Raw genomic sequence first — 22,203 nt, 5'->3', positions numbered from 1 at the left:
TGCTATTTCAGGAGGTGGGAAAATATATTATGGAACTGGTATTCTACGTGACAAAGGTTCATTAAAAAAGTACTGCCATGATGCGCACATTTATCGGCCTGGAGCCTGATACCAAAACCAAATTAGCTATCGCCGACTGGCGAGAAATGGCTTTTCCGTCATTATCGGGCGCTATTCCCATAGAGAATTTCCACATAACCCTGGCGTTTTTGGGTGACATTGCAGAGTCGGAACTGGAAAACTTGTGCCAGTTGAAGAGTCTCGCGATTCCTCTGAACCTGAAGGCCAATGAAGTAGGCTATTTTACCAAACCCGGCATAGGTTTTCTGGCGATTCAACAGCAGGAAGACTTAATGCAACTGCAACAAAAAATCTGCCAACAATTGCAGGCGATGAGCAGCTTTAAAACCTCACATAAATTTGTGCCACATATCAGCCTGAATCGGCAACCTCTGGAGCCAATGCCTGCGCCGCTGGTAGCCCCTCAATTCGAGTTTACAGTAAATAACTACCACCTTTACCAATCTGTGCGGCATAAAAACAGAGTGAGCTACCGCATTATCCACAGTTGGAATAGGATATAGCAGAAAAGGAGTTATCTGGGGCGGCTTTCTGTCCCCGAAGTGCAGCATTTTGAGGTTATTTGAGTATATACTGGACCACTTAGTCAAAAATCAACATCAGGAACACCATGCGACAAACGTTTCGCCTTATCATTGATTGTCCGGACCAGGTGGGTCTGGTAGCAGCAGTCAGTCAATTTTTAGCCGAGCACAATGCCACTATAGTAGAAGCCAGTCACCACACCGATTTACAGACTGGCCGTTTCTTCATGCGCCATGAAATCAGCGCTGATAATCTCACCATGAACCTGTCAGAGTTCAGCGCACTGTTTGTGCCAGTTGCCGAGAAGTTTAACATGCACTGGCAGCTAACCGATTCCCACGAAAAGCAAAAAGTGGCCCTGTTGGCCAGTAAAGAGTCCCACTGCCTGAATGACCTGTTGCATCGCTGGCACACCGGTGAGTTACATTGCGATATTCCCTGCATTATTGCTAATCACCCTCAAATGCAGCAATTTGCCGACTGGTATGATGTCCCCTTTCACTGGATAGACTTCAGCTCTACCGACAAAGCTCACGCTTTTGAAGAAATCGAAAAGCTGTTGGACCATTACCAAATCGATCTCATGGTTTTGGCCAGATTTATGCAGATTCTACCGCCCGAAACCTGTGCCAAATGGCAGGGCAAAGCCATTAACATCCATCACAGCTTTTTACCCTCTTTCATTGGTGCCAAACCCTATCAACAGGCATACGATCGAGGTGTAAAACTGATTGGAGCCACCTGCCACTATGTCACCCAGGATTTGGATGCCGGCCCTATTATCGAACAAGAAGTGATCCGCATCAGCCACAGCGATACCGCCGAAGATATGGTGCGCAAAGGTAAAGAATGTGAAAAGTCGGCTCTTGCTCACGGCTTGCGTAACCACCTGGAAGAACGCGTTATTATTCACGGCAATAAAACCGTGGTATTTGCTAAGTAGTTAAGTGGACTGAGGGGAAAGGGAGCTTCTTATTTTGCGAATTTAGGATCCATTCGCAAACAGATCATATTGGTAAAGAGGCAGTCTCTGCGCTTGCTGAGACTGCCACTCACTCAATTAAAAGCGATATTAAAACTTATGCTCTACGCCAACAGATAACCAACGCTTATCTTCTTTGGCTTCGTGAGCGCGATCAGTGTACCAGGCAAACAGCTTAGTACTGTCTCCCAGTTTGTAATCAGCACCAACAGTGAAGCTGTTATCGTCTTCCAGCGTCTGAAACTGAGTTTTAAACTGCCATTTGCCCATGCTGTATTGAGCGTTAACAGTAGCACCAGACTTAGATTCACCGCCAACAGAAGGCTCTTGTTGATGCCAACCCGCACCTAAAGTCCACTTGTCAATTTTACCGGCCACAACAAGACGCTGAATATCATATTCTTCAATGTCATTGTCATGGGTCAGTGCGGCGTAAAACTTCGATTTTTTCAGCTTTGGATCGCCATAATAAACGCCTACCGAAGTACCATTGCCTGCTCCAGGTTCACCTTCTTTGGCATAAGTTAAGCCAATAACCAACCCCTTAACTTCCGGGCTAAAATAAGTCAGCGTATCTCTGACCCGGTTCTCCCCCTTCCATAGACCATTTAAATCCGCTTCAAGCGTATTAAATGTGTCAATTGCCAGAGACAATTGCCTGGTTATGGTGTCGTTTCTCCCCAGATAAAACTCACCAAAACGTCCGTTTATCCCCAGGTATTGATTTCGCGGTTTAATACTGCCGGGATCTGAGAGGTTTGGGAAATCCACCTGCCATTCCACTAAGTAAAAAACTGTCACCTCACTAGTAACTTCTTTGCTGCCTTTGAGCCCAACCCGGGAAGCATGGCTTTTAATTTCGGTGAAATCGCCTTCACCTTCATTAGCGTATTGGAACGACAAGTTCAGCTTGCCATAAAACTCTGGCCAGACTGACTCTGCAGCGAAGACGGTGCCGGAAGTGGCCATCAGAAAAACCAGCGGTGGCATAGAGAAAGCTTTGAATTTACACATAAATCGGGGCGCTATTCAGCAAATCGAGGCCAGCCATTTTGGGCAGGGGACAATGTCATATTACAGTAATATTATGCCGAATCATGAAATATTTGGCTGAGATTGATATTCATTAAAAAAGCCAGACAGTGAAAATCTGACTGGCTTTTGCACTTGCATAAATGAAAGGAGAAGCGCTTAACCTGCAAATATGCCTTTCAACATAAAGAAGAACATAATGGATAAAGCCGCTCCAACAGGCAAGGTTATTACCCATGAAACCACGATATTGCGTACAACGCCGAGATTCAATGCAGCGATACCTCTCGCCATACCAACACCTAACACGGCCCCCACTAAGGTTTGTGTGGTAGAGATAGGTAATCCCGTACCGGAAGCAATTACCACCGTTGACGCCGCTGCCAACTCTGCAGCAAAACCGCGGCTGGGGGTCAAGTGCGTAATCCCATTGCCAATAGTTTTGATAACCCGGTGGCCAAACAAGGCTAAGCCAGCGACAATACCCAAGCCGCCGAGTGGTAATATCCACCAGGCTAAAGAGGCCTGCGCGGTAATTTCACCGCCAGAATTCACCACACTCACTACTGCAGCCAAAGGACCGATTGCATTTGCGACATCATTGGAACCATGAGCAAAGGCCATGCAACAGGCTGTCACTACCATAAGCACAGCAAACACTTTTTCCACGTTGTTATAGTGCATTTCTTTATCACTTTCAGGGTCAAACTTAATGCGATTGATCGCCAGCTTACCAAATAACCCTACGGTTGCCGCAATGAGCAATGCCAAAACAAAACCCATTTCTGTAGACAGATCTAAACCTACGTGCTTTAGCCCCTTATTAATAGTAACAAGAGCCAATACAAAGCCAGCTAACATCATGTAAGCAGGAACGTATCTTTTGGCATTCTCAAACGGTCTGTCAGTGTCAAAAATCAATTTCTGAGCACTGTTAAAAATAAGGAATGCGATAAATCCGGATATCGCGGGAGTTATCACCCAACTACCCACAATCCCTGCAATTTTTCCCCAGATAACAGCATCGGCGCTGATCCCAACAGAAGCAAAGCCAACAATAGCGCCGATAATGGAATGAGTAGTTGATACTGGCCACCCCAAGTAAGAAGCGAGTGCCAACCATAAGCCTGCAGCCAGCAAAGAGGCTATCATGCCAAAAACTAGTAGCTCAGGAACATCGACAAAGTAGGCACTGTCAATAATACCTTTGCGAATGGTGGAGGTTACCTCACCACCGGCTAAATAAGCACCGGCAAATTCAAATACCATCGCAATCAGGATGGCTTGCTTTATCGTTAATGCTTTTGAACCAACCGAAGTACCCATGGCATTGGCCACATCGTTTGCCCCGATGCCCCAGGCCATAAGAAATCCAACGATAGCAGCAACGCCAATCAATATGGCGCCATAAGAAGAAATAATATCCATCGTTGAAAACCCTATTTAGCCAACATCAATTCTAATCTGGAGCCAACGCGCTCCGCGACATCGGCCAGTCCACCAATACCTTCTATGATTTTATACAAAAACATCACATCAACAGGAGGCAGTTCCGACTCAAGTGCATGCAATTTACTACGCAGCTTGACCTGCATTTTATCAGTGTCGTCCTCGATCAAATCCAGTTCATTCACCATGTTTTCTACCAGATTGACTTCGCGACCTCTGAATCCGGTTTCTAACAGCTCATCCAATTCGTTGATGGCATTACTGGCTTGTACAGTCGCATCAATGCATCTGTTCAGGTACGCGCTAAAATCTTGCTGAATAGTTTTTGGTACCAACATTTGTCGCCCAAGCACTAGCCCTGAAACATCCTTGGCTTTGTTGGCAATCTGATCCTGATGTTTTAGCAAATCCAGCAGATCCTGCCTTTCCATAGGCATAAATATACCGCCGGGTAAGCTCATTCTGAGCTCACGCTTTATTTTGTCTGCTTCTTCTTCTACCGCAGAAATGTCTTTTTGGATTTTTTCCGCTGCCGCCCAGTCACCGGAAAACGTGGCATCGAAAAAAGGAAGCAATAACTTGCTACACTTTACCGCCGTAACAATATGTTGCTCTATTGGTTTGAGCGGTGATTTCGCGAATACCGCTAAAAATGAATTATTTGGCATATTAGTCAACTCTTATTAGTGCCTATTTACCTACCAAGGTCTGAACCGGCGGCATGATATATTAAGTTAGCCCGCAAAAAAATAGCTTATTCAAGCCAGGTGTTCAGTGTAGTACAGAAATTAGTCACAATACTTTAATAATTGTCAATAACATGCCTGATGTTTACGCCCTCTACAAAATAAATGATGTATTCGCAAATATTTTGACATCTGTCACCGATCCGTTCCATGGCACGTAAAGCCCATAAAACATCTAACCATTTTGGATCTAGTTCAGCTCGAAGTTGCATCTCTTGCATAACCTGCAAAAGTAACTCTTTATAACTGGCATCGACTTTTTTGTCTTCGCGATGTATTTCTCGCGCCGCATTAACATCCATGCGGGCGAAAGCATTTAAGGACTTTTGCAATATTTCCAATATAAGATGACCAATCTCCACCATACCAGACTTAATTTGCTCTGAGGCGGGTAAGCTGTACATAGATATCATTTTCGCGATGCGTTCTACTTCATCACCAATGCGTTCCATATCTGCATTGATCTTGACAATGGTCAACACCAAACGCAAGTCACTGGCGATGGGGTGACGTTTGGCAATGATTCTCATACACTCTTCGTCAATTCGCATCTCCAGCTCATTAATTTTACTGTCGTCATGCACTATGGTTTCCGCTAATCGTTGATCATCGGTCCTGAGGGCAATTAAAGTTTTACTTAGCTGCAACTCCACTTGACCGCCCATCGCCAACAGTGTGTTTCTCAGGCTTTCCAGTTCCTCGTTAAACTTACCTGAAATATGTGCAGAAAGATTAAAACTCATAATTAACCAAACCTACCGGTAATAAAGGCTTCTGTCTGTTTCTGTAGAGGCATGGTAAACATGCGATCTGTGAGGGAGTATTCGATCAGTTCGCCTTTGTTTAAGAAAACGGTTTGCTCCGATACTCTCGCGGCTTGTTGCAGATTGTGGGTAACCACGATGATAGTGCATTCCTCTTTCAACTTATTGATCAATTCCTCGATCATTAGCGTGGAGATTGGATCCAGTGCCGACGTTGGTTCATCCAACATCAATATATCGGGCTGCAGGGCCAAAGCTCTGGCAATTACCAGTCGTTGTTGTTGTCCTCCGGATAATTTCAGCGCAGATTGGAATAAAATATCTTTAACCTCATCCCACAAAGCCGCCTGCATGAGAGCAGACTCAACATTATCATCCAATATACGGCGATCAGTGATCCCCTTTATCCGGAGTCCATAGACCACATTTTCATAAATGCTGATAGGAAATGGATTAGGTTGTTGGAATACCATGCCCACCTGAGTTCTTAAAGCTGGTATGTTTTGCCGCGGGTGATAAATATTGTGTTCATTAATATAAACCTTACCGGTTACCTTAGCTTCGGGATTCAAATCATTTAAGCGATTAAAACAGCCCAATAAGGTAGATTTCCCACAACCACTGGGACCGATGACGGCAGTAATACTGTTAGCAGGTATTTCTAGTGAAACATTGCGCAAAGCGACTTTCTCACCAAATCGCAAGGACAAATCTTCCACTCTGATAGCAGCTCGTTCGGTTACAACTTGTTTTGAACGTCCAGCGGTATGCACTTGCTCAGTAACTCCTGCCATTAATGACCATATTTAGTTTGCAATCGGTTACGCACCATAATGGCGATGAGATTTAGAATCAATACTACAGTTAACAGTAACATACAGGCAGCAAACATCATCCCCGCTCCGTGCTGCGTTGATTGACCATGAAATGCGCCATCATATATCAATACTCCCAAATGCATAAACTGTCGGTCCAAATGCAAATAAGGCCATTGGTCGTCTATTGGCAATACCGGGGCATAACGCACGGCTCCAACCATCAACATGGGTGCAACTTCCCCAGCAGCTCTTGCCACTGCCAGTATAATCCCGGTCATCAGGCTGGAGCTTGCCACCGGTAAAACGATGCGCCTGATGGTCTCATAGCGGGTGGCCCCCAACGCATAGCTGGAGTGACGCAATGACTCAGGCACTCGCCGCAGCCCTTCTTCCGTCGCCACAATCACTACGGGTAAAGTCAGCAATGCCATGGTTAGTGAAGCCCAAAGTAGCCCCGGAGTACCAAACGTCGGGTTAGGTAAGGTATCGGCATAAAACAACTCATCCAGACTGCCACCCAATGTGTAAACGAAAAAGCCTAAACCAAAAACGCCATAAACCACCGAAGGTACCGCTGCCAGATTGCTCACTGCTAAACGGATGATACTCACCACAGTATTATTAGGTGCATATTCGGTAAGGTAAATCGCAGCCATAATACCTAGTGGCGAGACAAATACCGCCATGAGTAGCACCATCAATACAGTGCCAAAAATGGCAGGAAACACGCCACCAGATTGATTGGCATCACGAGTATCCTCCGACAGGAACAAAAAGAGGTTATCTTTGAATACCATTAGCTTTTGCCAAATGGTCATATCATTGGGGTAAAACACCTGGCGAATGTGCTGTAATGGTATCTGCAATGGATTGCCTTTAGCGGTGTGCAGAACCACTTCATAGTTGGACAATGCCCTATCCAACGCCTCTATATCCTGGCGAACCTTGGTGTAGCGTTTAATGAGAGAGTTCATTGCGGGAGAATTTTCTGGTCCACCCTGCCCGCGTAAACGGGCAATATCTTTATTGATGCTTAACAACTCACCTTCTACCAGCGCAACTTTTTGTTCAACCAAAGCCTGCGTAGCATCAGTTAATTCGCTTAACTTTGTTAACTCAACTTTTTCCCCCCACCCGGATATATTGTGGGCGACTCAAAATAAAGCGACCATCATTCAGGTCGATTCTGGCAACCCCAGAGGATAATTGTTGCGACAAGAGTTGTTCTGCTGTGAGAACGATTTGCGTCTGATTGCGTGCCCGTTCATAGGTTTCCGTATGTAGCCAGGTTCGCCCTTTAGCGACCCCTGAGCTGCGTTCTTCATAAACGTAACCATAGATAATCTGAGATGGGCCTGTTGCTTGATGGAATTCAATGGTGTGAATTGCTTTGGGCCAAAAAAACGCCAGACCATTGCTGATCACCAAAACGAGTACACCCAACAGTGAAAATATCACTACAGCCAGCGCTAAACTGGCAGCAAATTTTAGCCATTGCTCTTTTAAAGCAGGGAAAACTATCTGAAGGCTTTTCATAGTTTATAGCGATGTCCGATACGAATACGCAAAAACTCCGCAAAAGTGTTAAAAATGAATGTAAAGACAAACAGCAGTAAAGCCACCAAAAACAACACCTGATAATGCACTGAGCCCGGTTGCGCTTCCGGTAATTCAATTGCCAGGTTGGCCGTCATTGTACGCATACTTTCCAGCAGGCTCCAGTCAGCCACAGGGGTGTTACCGCTAACCATCAATACAATCATGGTTTCCCCCATTGCGCGCGCAAAGCCCAACATGATTGCCGACAAAATACCAGGCATAGCTACTTTAAGCACGATGCGCAGTAAAGTTTGAGTGCGTGACGCTCCCATCGCGAAAGAGGCTTTGGAAAGACTGCGAGGTACCTGATAAATGGCATCTTCCGCGATGGTAAAAACGGTTGGAATAATGGCTATTCCCATGGCCACCGCAAGAACGAAAGTGTTTTTTAAATCAGTACTGAGAACAGCAACTGATTCTGAATGCCAAATCCATTGCGACCAATCGGGATTATCAATCAGTAATGGCTTAAACACCAAAAGAAATGCCACTATCAAGACAGTAAAAAAACCCAACTCCCATCCGTGGATATTGCGATGACGGTTAGATTCGTTTATCCAGACGAAAAGGAATAAAAATACAGGGCTCAGCACTAAAAATAAAAACACCGCTAATAAGTAGTTTTCAGACACGGGTAATAACCAGATTGCCGCTAAAAAGCCAATCACTACCGATGGTACAGCTTCCAATGCTTCGACATAAGGCTTGATGTAACGACGTAACTTCGGTCCTGCGTAATAAGCGGAATAAATGGCACTGCCAATCGCTAATGGAATAGCTACGACAATGGCTAAAAAAGCAGCTTTAACACTGCCCATAATCAAAGGCACTAAGCTATATTTTGCCTGCCATTGGTCACTGGCAGAAGAAGTTTGCCAAACGTAGTCCGGTTCCGGATAACCGTCATACCATAACTCGCCCCATAAACTTTTTAGGGACACCACTGAATCAGGATTTTCAACGCGCCAACGCTGTAGTGATTGACCCGATTGCAACCAAACGTCGGTGGCCTCGACCATCAATTTATCAAAAGCAGGCAAAACAGAAACCTCACCAGTCACTTCACCGGTTGTGGCGTTTACAAACAACTGCTGGTCATCAACCACTACTAACACCAGGTCACCCGAGATATGCGCAATCTGTTTTAGTTGCTCTCCGGGCAGCTGGAAGGCATACAGCATTTCCAGACTCATGACGCCATTATTGTTCAGAAGTGACCATTTTTCAGCCCGAAGTTGTTTATCAACTAAGAGAACCGAACGCTCTGTAGAAAGACTCACCGCAGCAGCAATTTCGGCTTGTTCTGCACTTCTGAAAAACTGCACCTGTGAAGTTGACTGTTTCGGATTCAATAACAGTAGGTATTGTCCGGAATAGAGGAGATTTAAGTTGTGATTGTCGATTCTTATCGCATTCTCCCCTGGAAGGGTCAAATTTCGAACCTGCGACACCAGCTCACGAGTTGTTCGATCAAACTTTAAAAAATGCCAATACCCCAGAATATCTTTAATCAGTATAGATGCTTCTTTCTCTGTAATGTGAGCTTGCCAGCGCTGTTCAGTAGAAGGCTGTATACTGCCGGGGAGACGAACGCTGAATACCAGCTCTTTTTCACTGATAGCTGCCGTATTCACTTGCCAGGCCCGCAGCAAATTGTTGTGGTTAACTTCAAACAGGTAATTTTCACCGTGAAAACTCTGCCACTGGGAACGATAACAAGCGGTATTAGTCTGGCCACCAGCCCAGTCACGTCCTCCGCGCAATGGCCAACTTTCTAAGACATTGTTTTCATCGCGTTTGAGCAACTTAAAACGGCATTTATTTTCGCTATTGAGATAGAAGTAATCGGCGTTATAGGTAGCCTGTCCACTTATCAGGTACTCGCCCTGCGGTACGGTCAGCTCGTACTGTAACACCAGTTTAGGGGCACTCAATAAAGGCCGGGTAACGGAAAAAAGATGCCACACTAACAGCAACAAGGTCACCAGTACCAACCAGCCTCCGAAGGTAACAGCGGTAGTCACTCTGCGGTCAATGCGGACTCTGTGTTTTTGCAGTCGTTGTAACTGATCTTTGGCCAAGGTTCTGGTACTTATTAGCTTCGCAATGAAAAATTAATGCAGGTTGCCGAACAATCGCCAACAAGACTAAGTGCGTACATTAATATACAAGTATGCACTGGATAAACCTCGAAAAGGTAGCACACTTTTTTGAAAAAATAATGACAATTTAATCGAGATCAAAATAGCACCATAAATGGGCTTGCCGAACGTCGCTTGTGTCGTATAGTTACACTAAGACAAAAGGAAAAAGTGAGAAATATATGAAGTCTATTGTTATCACGCTGGTAGGCAACGACAAGCCCGGATTAATTGATTCCATAGCCAAAGCTATTGCCAACGCTAAAGGTAACTGGCAGGCCAGTAGTTTTGCCCACATGGCGGGTCATTTTGCGGGATTTGCGGAAATTCAAATTCCCGAAGAAAACGAAGCGGCTTTATTAGAAACACTGCAAAATCACCCAGACCTGAAGATCACGTTGAGCCAGGGGATCAGTGCCCAAAAGTCTGACCTTAAGAATGCAACTATCGAAATTGAAGCCAATGACCGTCAGGGTATAGTTAAGGAACTGACCAATGTACTAAATCGCTTTAACCTCAACATCGTTGAATTTGAGTCTGAATGCGTCAGTGCACCTAACTGGGGAAGCCTGATGTTTAAAGCCACCGCTGAGGTTGCCCTTCCTCCGGAAGTTAAAACCGAAGAATTGCGCACTGCTCTAGAGGACTTATCGGATGATCTTATGGTCGAGATAAAGCTTTAGTTCTCTGATTTATAAGAACTTTAAGAGTATTACTCTGAGATTCGTGGCGATTTGTAATAAAATCGTCACCATACTACAAGATCATAGATCACAAATTTTATACTGGTTGTCACTGAAACACACATGTCCCAAAATCTGAGCCTCTATTACCCTAAAGAATTAAGTTGGTTGTCTTTTAACGAGCGCGTATTGCAAGAAGCCGCTGACAAAACCAATCCGGTTGTCGAACGCATTCGATTTCTGGGTATTTACTCCAACAATATGGATGAGTTTTTCCGGGTAAGGGTAGCGGAAGTCAGACGTCAGTTGACCATATACAGCAATAACAAAGACGAACAAAAAGAAAAAGAAACCAAGGAGTTACTGGAAAAAATCCATAAAAAGATCCTGGGCCTCACCAAAGACTTTGACAAAGTTTTTAAAGATGTAGAAAAAACCCTGATCCGCTATAACATCCTGGTGATCGATAACACTGAGGTGACCGAATTTCAGAAGAACTGGTTAGAGGGCTTCTTCAAAAACAAAGTGTTGCGTCACATTGCGCCCATTCTGGTGCATCGCAAGGTTAACCTGGTAGAACGGCTGAATGACTCGGGAAATTATCTGGTGGTACAAATTCAGCGCCATGACAAAGCCAACCGCTACGCCATTATTGAAGTGCCCACGGACTTATCTCGCTTTGTGCTTATTCCGCCAGAAAAGTCTAAAAAGAAAAAGCACATTATACTGCTGGATGACATTATCAAATTAAACCTGGAGCGCATATTTAAGGGCTTCGTGGAATTTGACGTGCTGCAAGCCTACTCGTTCAAGATGACCCGTGACTCAGAATACGAAATCAATGATGAAATTGATGAGAGTTATATGGAAAAGATGTCAGAGGGCATGAAACAAAGACTAATCGCTGAGCCAGTGCGTTTCACCTACGATGAGAATATGCCGGAAGACATGTTGGAGTTCATTAAAAAGAAACTCGGCATGTCATCACTAGACAGCGTAATAGCCAGCGGCGCTTATCGCAATTTCAGGGACTTTATTGGCTTCCCCAATGTCGGCCGGGAATACCTTGAAAACCCAGAACTTCCCGCTATTCACACGCAAGATTTTTCCACGCACGATACGGTATTTGAAGCCATTTCAGCTAACGACATTTTGCTATATTACCCATATCACCGCTTCCTGCATTTAACCGAGTTTGTGCGTCAGGCCGCCTTTGACCCCAGCGTAAAACACATTCGGATGAACTTGTATCGGCTGGCCAGTAAATCCCGGATCATCAATTCATTAATCGATGCTGTTGATAACGGCAAAAACGTCACCGTAGTAATGGAATTAAAGGCCAGGTTTGATGAAGAAGCGAATATCGAATGGTCGAAGCGCATGACGGATGCCGGAATTCGCGTTCTGCTGGGTATTCCCACGCTGAAAATCCACTCTAAATTGTGCGTTGTAACCCGTGAAGAAAAGGGTGAATTGGTACATTACGCCCATATAGGCACCGGAAATTTCAACGAGAAAACCGCTAAAATTTATACCGACTTCAGCTTTTTCACACGCAACCAGGAGATTGCCACTGAAGCGGTTAGTGTCTTTGATTTGATTCAGTACCCTTACCGGAGTTTCAAGTATAATCACCTGCAGGTTTCTCCGATTAATAACCGGACCAATCTGCAAAAGTTAATCCGCTCCGAAATCGCCAATGCTACACAAGGCAAAAAGGCCCGTATTGATGTAAAGGTGAACAATCTGGTGGATGTTGAACTTATCGACGACCTTTATCGCGCCAGTCAGGCTGGCGTAAAAATTCGCGGTATTGTGCGTGGTATGTGTTCACTAATTCCCGGCATCAAAGGTATTAGCGAAAACATTTCCATCATCTCGATAGTGGACCGGTTTTTAGAACACCCCAGAGTCGTAGTATTTGAAAATGACGGAGAGCCCAAGGTCTATATTTCTTCTGCCGACTGGATGGCCCGCAACATGGACAACCGAATAGAGGTAGGTTGCCCCATCCATGATCCACGCCTTAAAAAGCGCATCATTGACATTATGGACATTCAATTTAAGGACACCACCAAGGCACGAGTGATTGACGCAGAGCAGAAAAACACCTATGTTGCCCGCGGAAACAGAAAGAAAATTCGCTCTCAGGTGGAGACCTATAAATATCTGACCAGTCTTGAAGATATTGTCGATACCTCGGATGACGAGATACCAGAAAAACCCCAGGACATTGGGTAAGGTGATGTTGAGTTCCCATTGGGCTCAATAGCAGATACCTTCGGAACACAGTATGACAGATCTTGAAGACGCACTCGACGGTGTAGACAGCCGCGAAGTAACCCAGGTAGCCGCTTTAGACATAGGCTCCAACAGCTTTCACCTGGTGGTAGCCAGAATCATGGCGGGCAGTTTGCAGATACTGCACAGAGTCAAACAAAAAGTGCGACTGGCAGATGGCCTGGATGACGAAGGCATGCTCAGCAAAGAAGCCATAGCTCGTGGTCTCGCGGCACTGGAAGAATGCAAAGAGAGTATGCTGGGGTTTAAACCCGAAAAAGTACGCATCGTGGCAACGTACACCTTGCGTAAAGCGATTAACAGCGGTGAATTCATCAGTGCAGCGCGCAAAGTTCTTCCCTATCCGGTTGAGGTGATCTCTGGCGTGGAAGAAGCTCGCCTGATTTATCAGGGAGTTGCCCATACCAGTTCATCAAGCGGCAGTCGCCTGGTGGTAGATATTGGCGGTGGTTCCACTGAGTTTATCGTGGGTGAGGGATTCGATCCTTTGCTGATGCGCAGCTTGAGCATGGGCTGTGTTAACTTTACACAGCGCTATTTCCCCGAAGGCGAATTAAAAGAAAAAGCCTTTCAAAAAGCCATTACCGCTGCCCATCAGGAGTTGGAACTGATCAGTGACAAATACCGCGCTATGGGTTGGGATATTTGCATTGGCACCTCTGGCACTATTAAAACATTAGCTAATGTCTGCGCCGAACTGGAAGGTAAACCAGAAGCAGGAAAGATCACTCACGACAACCTGAAACAATTGATTAAGCATTGTTGTGATGTAGGTAAAGACAGTAAATTGGGTTTTAGTGCTATTACTGAGGACAGAGTTCCGGTATTTGCAGCGGGCCTCGCTGTGTTAAAAGCGGTGTTTGAAAGCCTTGATATTAATGAGATGGAATACTCCAGCGCAGCGCTCAGAGAAGGGGTGTTGTATGAAATGGAAGATCGGTTGTTACACCATGATATCCGACAACGCACCGCCGAAAGCATTGCCACTCGCTACGATGTCGATACCAATCAGGCTCGTCGCGTACTGCATACCACTTCCAACTTGTTGCAACAGGTAAAAGAAGAGTGGCAACTGGACGATCCGGAACTGCAAAATATTTTAGGCTGGTCCGCCTTGCTACACGAAGTAGGTTTACAAATAAACTCCAGACGCGTGCAGCATCATTCGGCTTATATACTGACTCACGCTGATTTACCTGGGTTCAACCAGGAACAACAAACCCTGTTGTCCACCTTGGTGGCCTGCCATCGCAAAAAATTCAGTGTTGATAGCATTCCGCTATTTGAACAATTCGAGAAACATCAGGTGTTGCGCCTGATCAGTCTGTTACGCATCGCTGCGCTGCTGAATATCAAACGCCAGGATAACCTGCTACCTGAGATTACTGCCAGCATCAGCAAGGATGGATTGTGCTTAGCATTTGCTGATGGCTGGTTAGAGAACAAGCCCCTCATCGTTGCCGACCTTGAAGTTGAAGCGAACAGGCAAGATGCACTGGGGATAAAGCTGAACTTTTGTTAATTAAGGCTATAAATTGTTGAGTCAGAGAGTTCATAATTCATCATAATTCTTGCTTCTGACGGGTTTGAAATTATTGCCATAAAGCACGAAACTTGCAGAAGGCCAAGGTTTACCCATGATGGAACCATTTTTCTGTGCCAAAGGAATGCACAACCTCTATCCCCTTAATTGCAACTCACCGGAGATAAGTGCTTGAAAACAATTGGATATGTAGAAGACAATGATGCTATCCGTGAAAACTACGCGGAATGCTTCATGGAAGCCGGATTTCAGGTTACCGCCTTCGCTGATGCAGAGAGTTCCCTGGCTGCATTTAAAACTGAGATGCCGGATTTACTGCTGCTGGATATTGGCCTCGGTCACCAGAGAGACGCCGGATTGCAACTCTGTCTGGAGATCCGCAAGTTCAATGACACGGTCCCCATCATCTTTTTGACCTCTCATGACAAAGACTACGAAAAAATTTCCGGTTTGCGCTTAGGCGCTGATGATTATATTACCAAAGATGCTGACGTAGACTACGTTATAGTGCGTATTGAAACCCTGATGCGCCGCATTCAGGCGTTGCAAAGCGCTTCAGCAAGCGACACACCACCAGCGGCAACTGAGTCAGCAAAAGAATTGGTACTGGATCACAATACCTATCAGGCATGGTGGCAAGGCACTTTGCTTGACTTAAGCCTGACTCAATTCTGGATATTAGATGAGTTGCAAAAAGGCGCAGGTCAACTATGTTCACATAATGCGCTGATGAAAGCCGCTAATATTGTCGTGGAACCCAATACCATTGTGGCTCATGTCAAATCCATTCGCAGCAGCTTTAAAAAGGTGGATGCCGAATTCGACAACATTCGCACCGTAAGAGGCGTAGGTTATCAATGGCTTGAAAAGAGCCACTGAGTCGAATCAGATTTAGTACTCAGATGGAAGCTAAGGCTCAAGATAGCGCAGCTTACAATGGCTGTTTATTGGTTTTCCTGATGGGTGCCCGGTAACATGAAAGCAATATTTTTCGTTCTAAGCCTGTGGTTACTGCTGATTTCATCTCTTCATGGGGCTGGCAACCCATTGTCTGAGCCTTTGGTATTTTCAGAAACAGAACAAATCACCATCGCTCAGGGTTTACCTTCCAACACCGTTTTTTCACTACAACAAGATGATCTGGGATTTATTTGGATGGGCACCCCGTCCGGACTGGGCATATTGGACGGTTATTCGGCTCAGACCTTTAGTCATCCTGCCTTGCCAGAACTTTCTACGATGAGTCCAGGTAATATTTACCTGGATAAACAAGATGATCTCTGGGTGGGCACCTGGGGTAAAGGCATTAAGGTTATTAATCACAACCGTACACAACTCAAAGATTTTAGCTGGCTAGGAGAGGCGCTGGCCAGTGAACGAATTCAATCTGTCTACCAGGCCAAGGACAACAGCATTTGGATAGGTACCTTTGACAACGGTCTGTTTCGCATCATCCCTGAAACCCAGACGTTGCAAACCTGGCAAAGTAAAGACGGGAAAAGTGGTCTCAACCACAATCGAATCTGGAGCCTGTCCGAAGACAACGATGGCAATATCTGGATTGCGACTTCCAACGGTTTAAACAAGTTCAATCCCACAACAAAAAGCTTTGAAAGCTATTTTAATAGCAATGACTTATCGGTGGCAGACAAACTGATCCGTACTTTGCTCATCAAAGACGAAACCCTGTGGTTTGGTACTAATTTAGGCTTGTTTAAAATGGACTTAAACAACAACAAGATTGAAAAATTGATGCCCCCAGGCAGAGACATTATCTCTGTTAACCGCATTGTCGCCCACAACGATTCCGGGCTTTGGATAGGTACATTTTCCGGTATTTTTTACTACTCCCTGCCCCAGGATAAGTTTTTTAGTTTTGAAGATGGCCAATATAGTTTCTTAGCGCAAAAAGACATTCGGGATATCTGGGTGACACCGAGAGACGTGTTGTTACTGGCCACTCGTTACTCGGGCATCTATAAACTCAATTTGCGCCCTAAGCCGGTACAGCAGATAAAAAATCTACATTACCCGGAGCAAAACAAACTGCAAATTTGGGAAATGGCCAGAGATGGCGAAGGCCAGGTCTGGGCCGGAACCAACGATGGTATATTGCGCTTTGATTTAAACACCAGAAGCACGCTACCGTTGCCCGAGGTACTTGCAAACGCCATCAACGGACTCACCCTGTCGGTGGCCTTTAGCCAGGATAAAAACTGGCTTTGGATTGGCACTGTAAACCGCCTGTACCGTTATGACACCTTGTCTGAGGAGTTGATTTCCTTTAACGAACGACTGGGCATCAACCAACTAAATCACATCCGGCTCTATGTAGATTCTAAAGATAACTTATGGGTAAACTCCGCCCACCAGGGCGTGTTAATGGTAACACCGGAGGGAGTCTCAACCCATTTTCATACCGGCGCTCCCCTGCCTTATAAGTTACCGGACAACAATATCGCGCAATTAACCGAAGCCGCAGACGGCAAGCTTTGGTTAATTACCGGCAACAGTGAAGTACTCTACAAGCGTCCGGAAGATGACTTTTTTACGCGACTGCCGTTGCGTTTTAATGCCCAGGATGAAAATGCCAACTATATCGCCACCAGCCTGCACAGCCACCGCAGTGGCTACATTTATGTTGGTACTTACTCTGGCCTGCTGAAAATTAATCAAGACAACGGTGTAACCCAGCGTTTAACCATAAGTGATGGCTTAGCAAATGACGAAATACGGGCTATCGCTTCAGACTGGCCTGGCAACCTTTGGGTATCCACTGGCACAGGCATCACCCGGATTAGTGCCGATGGTTACGAAATGCATAGCTATGGCAGAATTGATGGACTAAATAGCCCCTCTATGAATTTGCGCTCCATCTTGAATTGTACTGAAGACATGATGTGTTTCGGTAGCTCCAATGGTATCAACTATATCGAAGAGAAAGTTGATTGGCAGAGTGTTAAAAATGAAAACATCGTGATCACCAACCTTTGGATTAACCAGGAAAAGCAAGCCTACCCGGCGACCGGAGATGACTACCTAAACCTGATATTGCAAAGCGATGAGCGCAATATTAAGTTTCAGTTTGGCAAAATCGATCATCGCCCGGCAGCCACACACGAATTGTATTTCCGCCTGGACGGATTCGATGACAAATGGTACGCCAGCGATGTATCACGCATTGCTAACTACACCAACCTGTTACCGGGCAGCTATGTCTTTGAAGTAACCGACTCACCCACTCACTACCTCAAACACAATAGCGCCAAGGTTGTACTGGAAATCATACCGCCATTTTGGTCCAGATTGTGGGTACAGGTTGCCAGTGTGTTCGGCTTCATCAGTTTACTGACCATAGGCTATCGCACGCGCATAAACCAGATACGCCACAACGAACAAAAACTCAATAAACTGGTGGAAGTGCGCACCCGAAATATGGCCTTGCTGGGCGACATAGGCATGGAAATCACCCGCTCTCTGAATTTCCAGGAAATATTCTACAACCTGCAAAAACACCTGAAATCCATTCTGACCGAACACGATTTTATGTTGGGCCTGGTAAACGAAGAAAAGAACGCTTTAAATTTTGACCTGGTGATCAGCAATTTTGAATCTCTGAGCCGCCACGCCATTAGCCTTGCTGAGCAACCCAATATCTGTGTGCAGTGTTTTAAAGACAACAAGGAACTGGTTATTAACAGCGCAAAAGACAAGGTAAAAGCACTAGAAAATGGTCTGAATCTGTCCCCTATGAAGGACTATCAATCTTGCGCTTGTTTACCATTGCAGATCAACGGTATCGCCACTGGTGTTATATTTGTACGCAGTCGTCACGAGAATGCCTATGGCGAATATGAACGCCAGTTTTTGCGAACCATCGCCGCCTATACTGCCGTGGCTTTGAAAAACGCCCGCTTTTATCAGGAGCAAAAACAAACCCACGAAAAGCGCATTACCTGGCTGGAAAATATCACCCATTACCTCAATCACGAAATGAAAAACTCCATTTTAGGCGCGCAAACCTCTCTGAATATGCTGAACCGCAAAATTAAAGACGACGACTTACACAAGTACGTGGACCGGGCAGAAAAAAGCCACAAAGAAATGCGCAGTATCATGAAGGCCGTGAGCGAAACCACCTCACTGGAAGCCTCAATCATGCAAACCACCTCAACCGAATTTGATGTAAGTCAGGTGATTACTGAACGACTGGAAGATTACGAGGCCATCTATCCAGAGGCATCTGTAGTGGGACATATCACCCCGTTTGTATTTATCCATGGCAATGAAGCCTTGATCATACAATGCCTGGATAAACTGGTTAACAATGCGATAGAGCACTATCAGACGGATACAGATATCGAGGTCAGAGTAGAACTATTGGATAGTAACTGTGTGATATCCGTTTCCAATATCGGTGACCCACTGCCAGAAAATGTTGAGGACATGTTCAATCTGTTCACCTCATCCAAAGCCGACGCCCGCAAAGGAAACTTTGGTATGGGCCTGTATGTGGCCAGATTGATTGCAGAATTCCACCATGGTCAAATTTCCGCAGGCCCGCTGGTGAAAGGCTTTCTGCAGGGCGCTAAGTTTGAACTGCGCATCCCCATTGAGTCTTAACGCAGGCAGCTTTTAAGTAAGCCCTTCGCTCATCTGTGGAATATCACTAACCGCGTCTAACCACGCCAGTTTTGAGTCACAATAGATATTCACTTCCGGCTCTCTATCGAGGGCTGTGTCTAAAGAACCCAGGTGCAAAATAGAGAGCCCTGCGAAATTGGGATTACTTAGGTAGAAAACGCAGCCCCATTCATTTTACGACATAAGTTGCAGTGGCAATTCAATACCTTTAATACAGAACCTGCAATTTGATATTGGATATCACCACAGTTGCAGCTTCCTGCTAATTGATTCATCTGTCTCTCCGTTAAAACCTTCAGTTTCGAGCCCCAAACACGAGAGCGTGTTACATCTCCGACTTCAACCTGAATTTCCCTGTAACGTCTCAGGTCAGTGCTAAATTAAATGAAGTTTAAACACTCATTGCTTGTGGAATATTTTTTGCCATTGACTAAACTGGCCTTATCACAGCGAAATGGATGTCAAAACATGTCCTCAACGATATTGCGTCGTTCCACATCAGATTACCAATGGCTCGGGTTATTACTTGTTTTGCTCAGTATCCCCTCAACGGCAAACGAATCATTGGAAGTCATTGAGGTTTCAGCTCAAAGACACAAACAACCACTACAACAGGTGCCGGTTTCTGTTTCTTGGTTAACGGCGGAACAACTTGCTGCTTTGGCGCAACCCACGATTGAGCAAGCGAGCGAACGTTTGCCCGCGGTATTCGCCGCCCCAAATTCCGGCTCAGCAAAACTGTTTATTCGTGGCATTGGCTCTCAGGGCAATGCCGGTATGGACCAGACTGTGGCCGTTTACCTGGATGATGTCTATCACGGTCGTTCCCGAATTATTAAAAACAGCTTATTCGACAGCGAAAACCTGGAGATTTTTAAAGGCCCACAAAGTTTACATTTTGGCGTCAATACCACTGGTGGCGTTATTGCCTTGAACAGCCGAGGAGCCTCGCTGGACGAGAACGACGGGTATCTCGCTTTTATCGCTGGTGAACATCAGACCTGGGGGATGGATTTCGCCAGAAACATCAACTTCAATGAGCAATGGGCGGTACGTACCGCGATAAAACTGCAGGACAGCGACGGTTACTGGGATATGCTCGACAACGATGGTGAAACAGTTGCCGACAGTGACTCAGAGCAACGCGCCGGCAGAATCTCCTTGCTCTGGCAGCCACAACAAAACCTGTACTTTACCCTCAAACTTGAAGGTCAACATCAACAACAAGACAACCCCTACGCCTGGCAACCCGGTGGTTGTGATAACCTTTACGGCCTGGGCTTATCCAGTCAGGCACAATTACAAAGCTTTTGGGAATCTACCGGTTCACAGCAAAGCAATCCGCTTCGGGTGCCGTACACCTGTCGCGATGAGTTTATTGATAACGACTATGATGACCGCTCTCCCAGCTCCCCTTACAACCAAGCGGAGTTACAGCATCAGGTGACCGTGCTCAGCAGCCACTGGCAAGGTGATTTGTTCAACGCTAAACTGATTTCTTCCCTCTATGACACAGAGTTTGGCTTTTCTGGTAACGATCTCAGTCACGGAGCCAATTTTAAAAGGTTATATTGGTCCGAAGACCAGGTACAACAACACGCTCAGGAATTGCGCCTCAATGGTCAATTTGCAGAACAGTTTAGTTGGCATGCAGGACTGTATTGGCACGACAACAAAGTGTATTACAGTACTTCTGATCTTGATGCCCGCCGCCAGAATAATGAGCAACTTAACCATGCTCAGGCATGGCAGAAAGAACGAAGATTGTCTGTTTACGGCTCATTGCAGTGGCAGGCCACAGATGCGTTTACTTTAACGCCAGGATTGCGCTGGGACGATACCCACAAACATTTTAGTGGACTGAGCAACCTGTACCGGGCGCAATTTCAAAACGAAGCTAATGGCTTGTTATTTACCGAAACGCTGCTGCAAGATATATCTGCTGATCCCGGCAACTACAGTCAGTTCAAAACCAAAAATGTCAGTGACTTTCAGGACCAAAGATACGATTTCAACGCATTGCTGCCGTCTTTAACCGTGGCATGGACACCAGAGACAACTCAGTATTTTTGGTACAAATGGCAAAAGGGAGCAAAAGGTGGCGGTTTTAACTTCCGTCTCAATAACCTGTCAGAATCCGAATTGCGCTACGATGAAGAGCAAGCTTTTAGTCATGAACTGGGCTTGCGCCAGCAATTGTGGCAGCAAAGTATGACTGTCTCCCTGGTACTATTTCACAGCAACTATCGAAATCTGCAACAAAACTCCAACATGGGGGAAGGTGGCTTTATTGGCGGAGCCCTGATACGAAACGTTGCACAAGCGCGCTCTCAGGGAGTAGAGCTGGATATGTCCTGGCGTATAACGCCCTCATGGCAAATCAATGCTACGGGCAGTTGGTTGGACGCTGAGTTTTCCCGCTACCCCGGAGCAGATTGCACGCGACTACAGAGTGTAGTATCCAATACCGATGTTGCAGAGCTGTTTGGCGCGCAACGCCAGCAAGGCTGTTTCCAGGATCTAAGCGGGGCAACAATGCCTTTTGCGCCCGACTTTAGCCTGTCTACTACCTTAACAAACGTACAAAAAATAAATAAAAACTACCAACTAACCAGCTCATTAAACTGGTTTTATTCTGATAAATACTTTACTTCGCCTCACGCGGATCCGCTGCGCCAGCAACCAGCCTTTCACAAATTAAACCTTAGTCTGGTGCTAAACAGGGATAATGAGCCATGGCAGGTAGCTTTATACCTAAATAATCTGACCGATGAGCTAACCACAGGGCAACTTGGGCAAGATGGCAATGCCGCTGTATCTGCACTGCTGAATAGCCCCAGACATTGGCTTTTACGGGCAGAGTACAAAATTTAAACTATAATATTTTTTTACTCA

At 45.6% G+C, this 22,203-nt stretch carries 17 protein-coding genes; 8 read left to right on the top strand and 9 right to left on the bottom strand.

Annotated features, from left to right (window positions below; translation table 11 throughout):
- Positions 1–77: 77 nt before the first annotated feature.
- On the top strand, positions 78–584 hold the full coding sequence (thpR, locus tag ACXAD8_RS20105; protein ID WP_475231824.1) for an RNA 2',3'-cyclic phosphodiesterase: 507 nt from the start codon (positions 78–80) through the stop codon (positions 582–584).
- A gap of 107 nt (positions 585–691) precedes the next feature.
- Positions 692–1,549, top strand: coding sequence for a formyltetrahydrofolate deformylase (gene purU / locus ACXAD8_RS20100; protein ID WP_475231822.1), 858 nt, complete (start codon positions 692–694; stop codon positions 1,547–1,549).
- A gap of 129 nt (positions 1,550–1,678) precedes the next feature.
- On the opposite strand, the gene ACXAD8_RS20095 is transcribed toward purU, so the two are convergent.
- From ACXAD8_RS20095 to ACXAD8_RS20060, 8 genes are all read right to left on the bottom strand, one after another.
- The gene (locus tag ACXAD8_RS20095) at positions 1,679–2,602 is read right to left on the bottom strand and encodes a porin (protein ID WP_475231821.1); all 924 of its coding nucleotides are present in this window, start codon (positions 2,600–2,602) and stop codon (positions 1,679–1,681) included.
- Between the two features lie 177 nt (positions 2,603–2,779).
- The gene (locus ACXAD8_RS20090; RefSeq protein ID WP_475231819.1) at positions 2,780–4,048 is read right to left on the bottom strand and encodes an inorganic phosphate transporter; all 1,269 of its coding nucleotides are present in this window, start codon (positions 4,046–4,048) and stop codon (positions 2,780–2,782) included.
- An 11-nt stretch (positions 4,049–4,059) separates the two neighbouring features.
- Positions 4,060–4,737, bottom strand: coding sequence for a TIGR00153 family protein (locus ACXAD8_RS20085; RefSeq protein WP_475231817.1), 678 nt, complete (start codon positions 4,735–4,737; stop codon positions 4,060–4,062).
- 134 nt (positions 4,738–4,871) lie between these two features.
- Complete coding sequence (gene phoU, locus ACXAD8_RS20080) at positions 4,872–5,558, bottom strand: phosphate signaling complex protein PhoU (RefSeq protein WP_475231815.1); 687 nt, start codon at positions 5,556–5,558, stop codon at positions 4,872–4,874.
- A 2-nt stretch (positions 5,559–5,560) separates the two neighbouring features.
- Positions 5,561–6,373, bottom strand: coding sequence for a phosphate ABC transporter ATP-binding protein PstB (gene pstB, locus ACXAD8_RS20075; protein WP_475231813.1), 813 nt, complete (start codon positions 6,371–6,373; stop codon positions 5,561–5,563).
- Positions 6,373–7,473 (bottom strand): phosphate ABC transporter permease PstA, encoded by a 1,101-nt coding sequence (gene pstA, locus ACXAD8_RS20070; RefSeq protein ID WP_475231811.1) that lies wholly within the window; start codon positions 7,471–7,473, stop codon positions 6,373–6,375. Before pstA ends, pstB begins: the two co-directional genes overlap by 1 nt.
- Positions 7,474–7,513: 40 nt before the next feature.
- Entirely contained in the window at positions 7,514–7,933 is a 420-nt protein-coding gene (locus ACXAD8_RS20065; RefSeq protein ID WP_475231810.1) for a hypothetical protein, read from the bottom strand.
- Positions 7,930–10,077: an ABC transporter permease subunit gene (locus ACXAD8_RS20060; RefSeq protein ID WP_475231809.1), complete on the bottom strand. Its 2,148-nt coding sequence runs from the start codon at positions 10,075–10,077 to the stop codon at positions 7,930–7,932. Before ACXAD8_RS20060 ends, ACXAD8_RS20065 begins: the two co-directional genes overlap by 4 nt.
- Before the next feature lie 242 nt (positions 10,078–10,319).
- Here ACXAD8_RS20060 and ACXAD8_RS20055 point away from each other — a divergent pair, with 242 nt between their 5' ends.
- From ACXAD8_RS20055 to ACXAD8_RS20035, 5 genes are all read left to right on the top strand, one after another.
- The gene (locus ACXAD8_RS20055; RefSeq protein WP_475231807.1) at positions 10,320–10,820 is read left to right on the top strand and encodes a glycine cleavage system transcriptional repressor; all 501 of its coding nucleotides are present in this window, start codon (positions 10,320–10,322) and stop codon (positions 10,818–10,820) included.
- 123 nt (positions 10,821–10,943) lie between these two features.
- On the top strand, positions 10,944–13,061 hold the full coding sequence (gene ppk1, locus ACXAD8_RS20050; protein ID WP_475231805.1) for a polyphosphate kinase 1: 2,118 nt from the start codon (positions 10,944–10,946) through the stop codon (positions 13,059–13,061).
- Positions 13,062–13,113: 52 nt separating this feature from the next.
- On the top strand, positions 13,114–14,643 hold the full coding sequence (ppx, locus tag ACXAD8_RS20045; RefSeq protein WP_475231803.1) for an exopolyphosphatase: 1,530 nt from the start codon (positions 13,114–13,116) through the stop codon (positions 14,641–14,643).
- 192 nt (positions 14,644–14,835) lie between these two features.
- The gene (locus tag ACXAD8_RS20040; RefSeq protein ID WP_475231801.1) at positions 14,836–15,543 is read left to right on the top strand and encodes a response regulator transcription factor; all 708 of its coding nucleotides are present in this window, start codon (positions 14,836–14,838) and stop codon (positions 15,541–15,543) included.
- Positions 15,544–15,639: 96 nt separating this feature from the next.
- Complete coding sequence (locus ACXAD8_RS20035; protein WP_475231800.1) at positions 15,640–19,287, top strand: two-component regulator propeller domain-containing protein; 3,648 nt, start codon at positions 15,640–15,642, stop codon at positions 19,285–19,287.
- Between the two features lie 167 nt (positions 19,288–19,454).
- Here ACXAD8_RS20035 and ACXAD8_RS20030 read toward each other — a convergent pair whose 3' ends face one another.
- A complete protein-coding gene (locus ACXAD8_RS20030; protein ID WP_475231798.1) occupies positions 19,455–19,583 on the bottom strand; it encodes a GFA family protein in 129 nt (42 codons plus the stop codon).
- Between the two features lie 193 nt (positions 19,584–19,776).
- On the opposite strand from ACXAD8_RS20030, the gene ACXAD8_RS20025 reads away from it, so the two are divergent.
- Positions 19,777–22,182, top strand: a complete 2,406-nt coding sequence (locus tag ACXAD8_RS20025; RefSeq protein WP_475231796.1) for a TonB-dependent receptor — start codon at positions 19,777–19,779, stop codon at positions 22,180–22,182.
- The last annotated feature ends 21 nt before the right edge of the window (positions 22,183–22,203 follow it).

It is taken from the genome of Planctobacterium sp. AWH2_060 (assembly GCF_056158425.1).
This window is presented reverse-complemented; position numbering and strand designations above follow the sequence as displayed.

Coding starts and splice junctions, on each gene's coding strand:
- purU (WP_475231822.1), top strand. CDS start 692: ATGCGACAAACGTTTCGCCTTATCATTGATTGTCCGGACCAGGTGGGT.
- ACXAD8_RS20085 (WP_475231817.1), bottom strand. CDS start 4,737: ATGCCAAATAATTCATTTTTAGCGGTATTCGCGAAATCACCGCTCAAA.
- ACXAD8_RS20095 (WP_475231821.1), bottom strand. CDS start 2,602: ATGTGTAAATTCAAAGCTTTCTCTATGCCACCGCTGGTTTTTCTGATG.
- ppx (WP_475231803.1), top strand. CDS start 13,114: ATGACAGATCTTGAAGACGCACTCGACGGTGTAGACAGCCGCGAAGTA.
- ACXAD8_RS20090 (WP_475231819.1), bottom strand. CDS start 4,048: ATGGATATTATTTCTTCTTATGGCGCCATATTGATTGGCGTTGCTGCT.
- thpR (WP_475231824.1), top strand. CDS start 78: ATGATGCGCACATTTATCGGCCTGGAGCCTGATACCAAAACCAAATTA.
- ACXAD8_RS20030 (WP_475231798.1), bottom strand. CDS start 19,583: ATGAATCAATTAGCAGGAAGCTGCAACTGTGGTGATATCCAATATCAA.
- ACXAD8_RS20025 (WP_475231796.1), top strand. CDS start 19,777: ATGTCCTCAACGATATTGCGTCGTTCCACATCAGATTACCAATGGCTC.
- ACXAD8_RS20065 (WP_475231810.1), bottom strand. CDS start 7,933: ATGAAAAGCCTTCAGATAGTTTTCCCTGCTTTAAAAGAGCAATGGCTA.
- ACXAD8_RS20055 (WP_475231807.1), top strand. CDS start 10,320: ATGAAGTCTATTGTTATCACGCTGGTAGGCAACGACAAGCCCGGATTA.
- ppk1 (WP_475231805.1), top strand. CDS start 10,944: ATGTCCCAAAATCTGAGCCTCTATTACCCTAAAGAATTAAGTTGGTTG.
- pstB (WP_475231813.1), bottom strand. CDS start 6,373: ATGGCAGGAGTTACTGAGCAAGTGCATACCGCTGGACGTTCAAAACAA.
- phoU (WP_475231815.1), bottom strand. CDS start 5,558: ATGAGTTTTAATCTTTCTGCACATATTTCAGGTAAGTTTAACGAGGAA.
- ACXAD8_RS20035 (WP_475231800.1), top strand. CDS start 15,640: ATGAAAGCAATATTTTTCGTTCTAAGCCTGTGGTTACTGCTGATTTCA.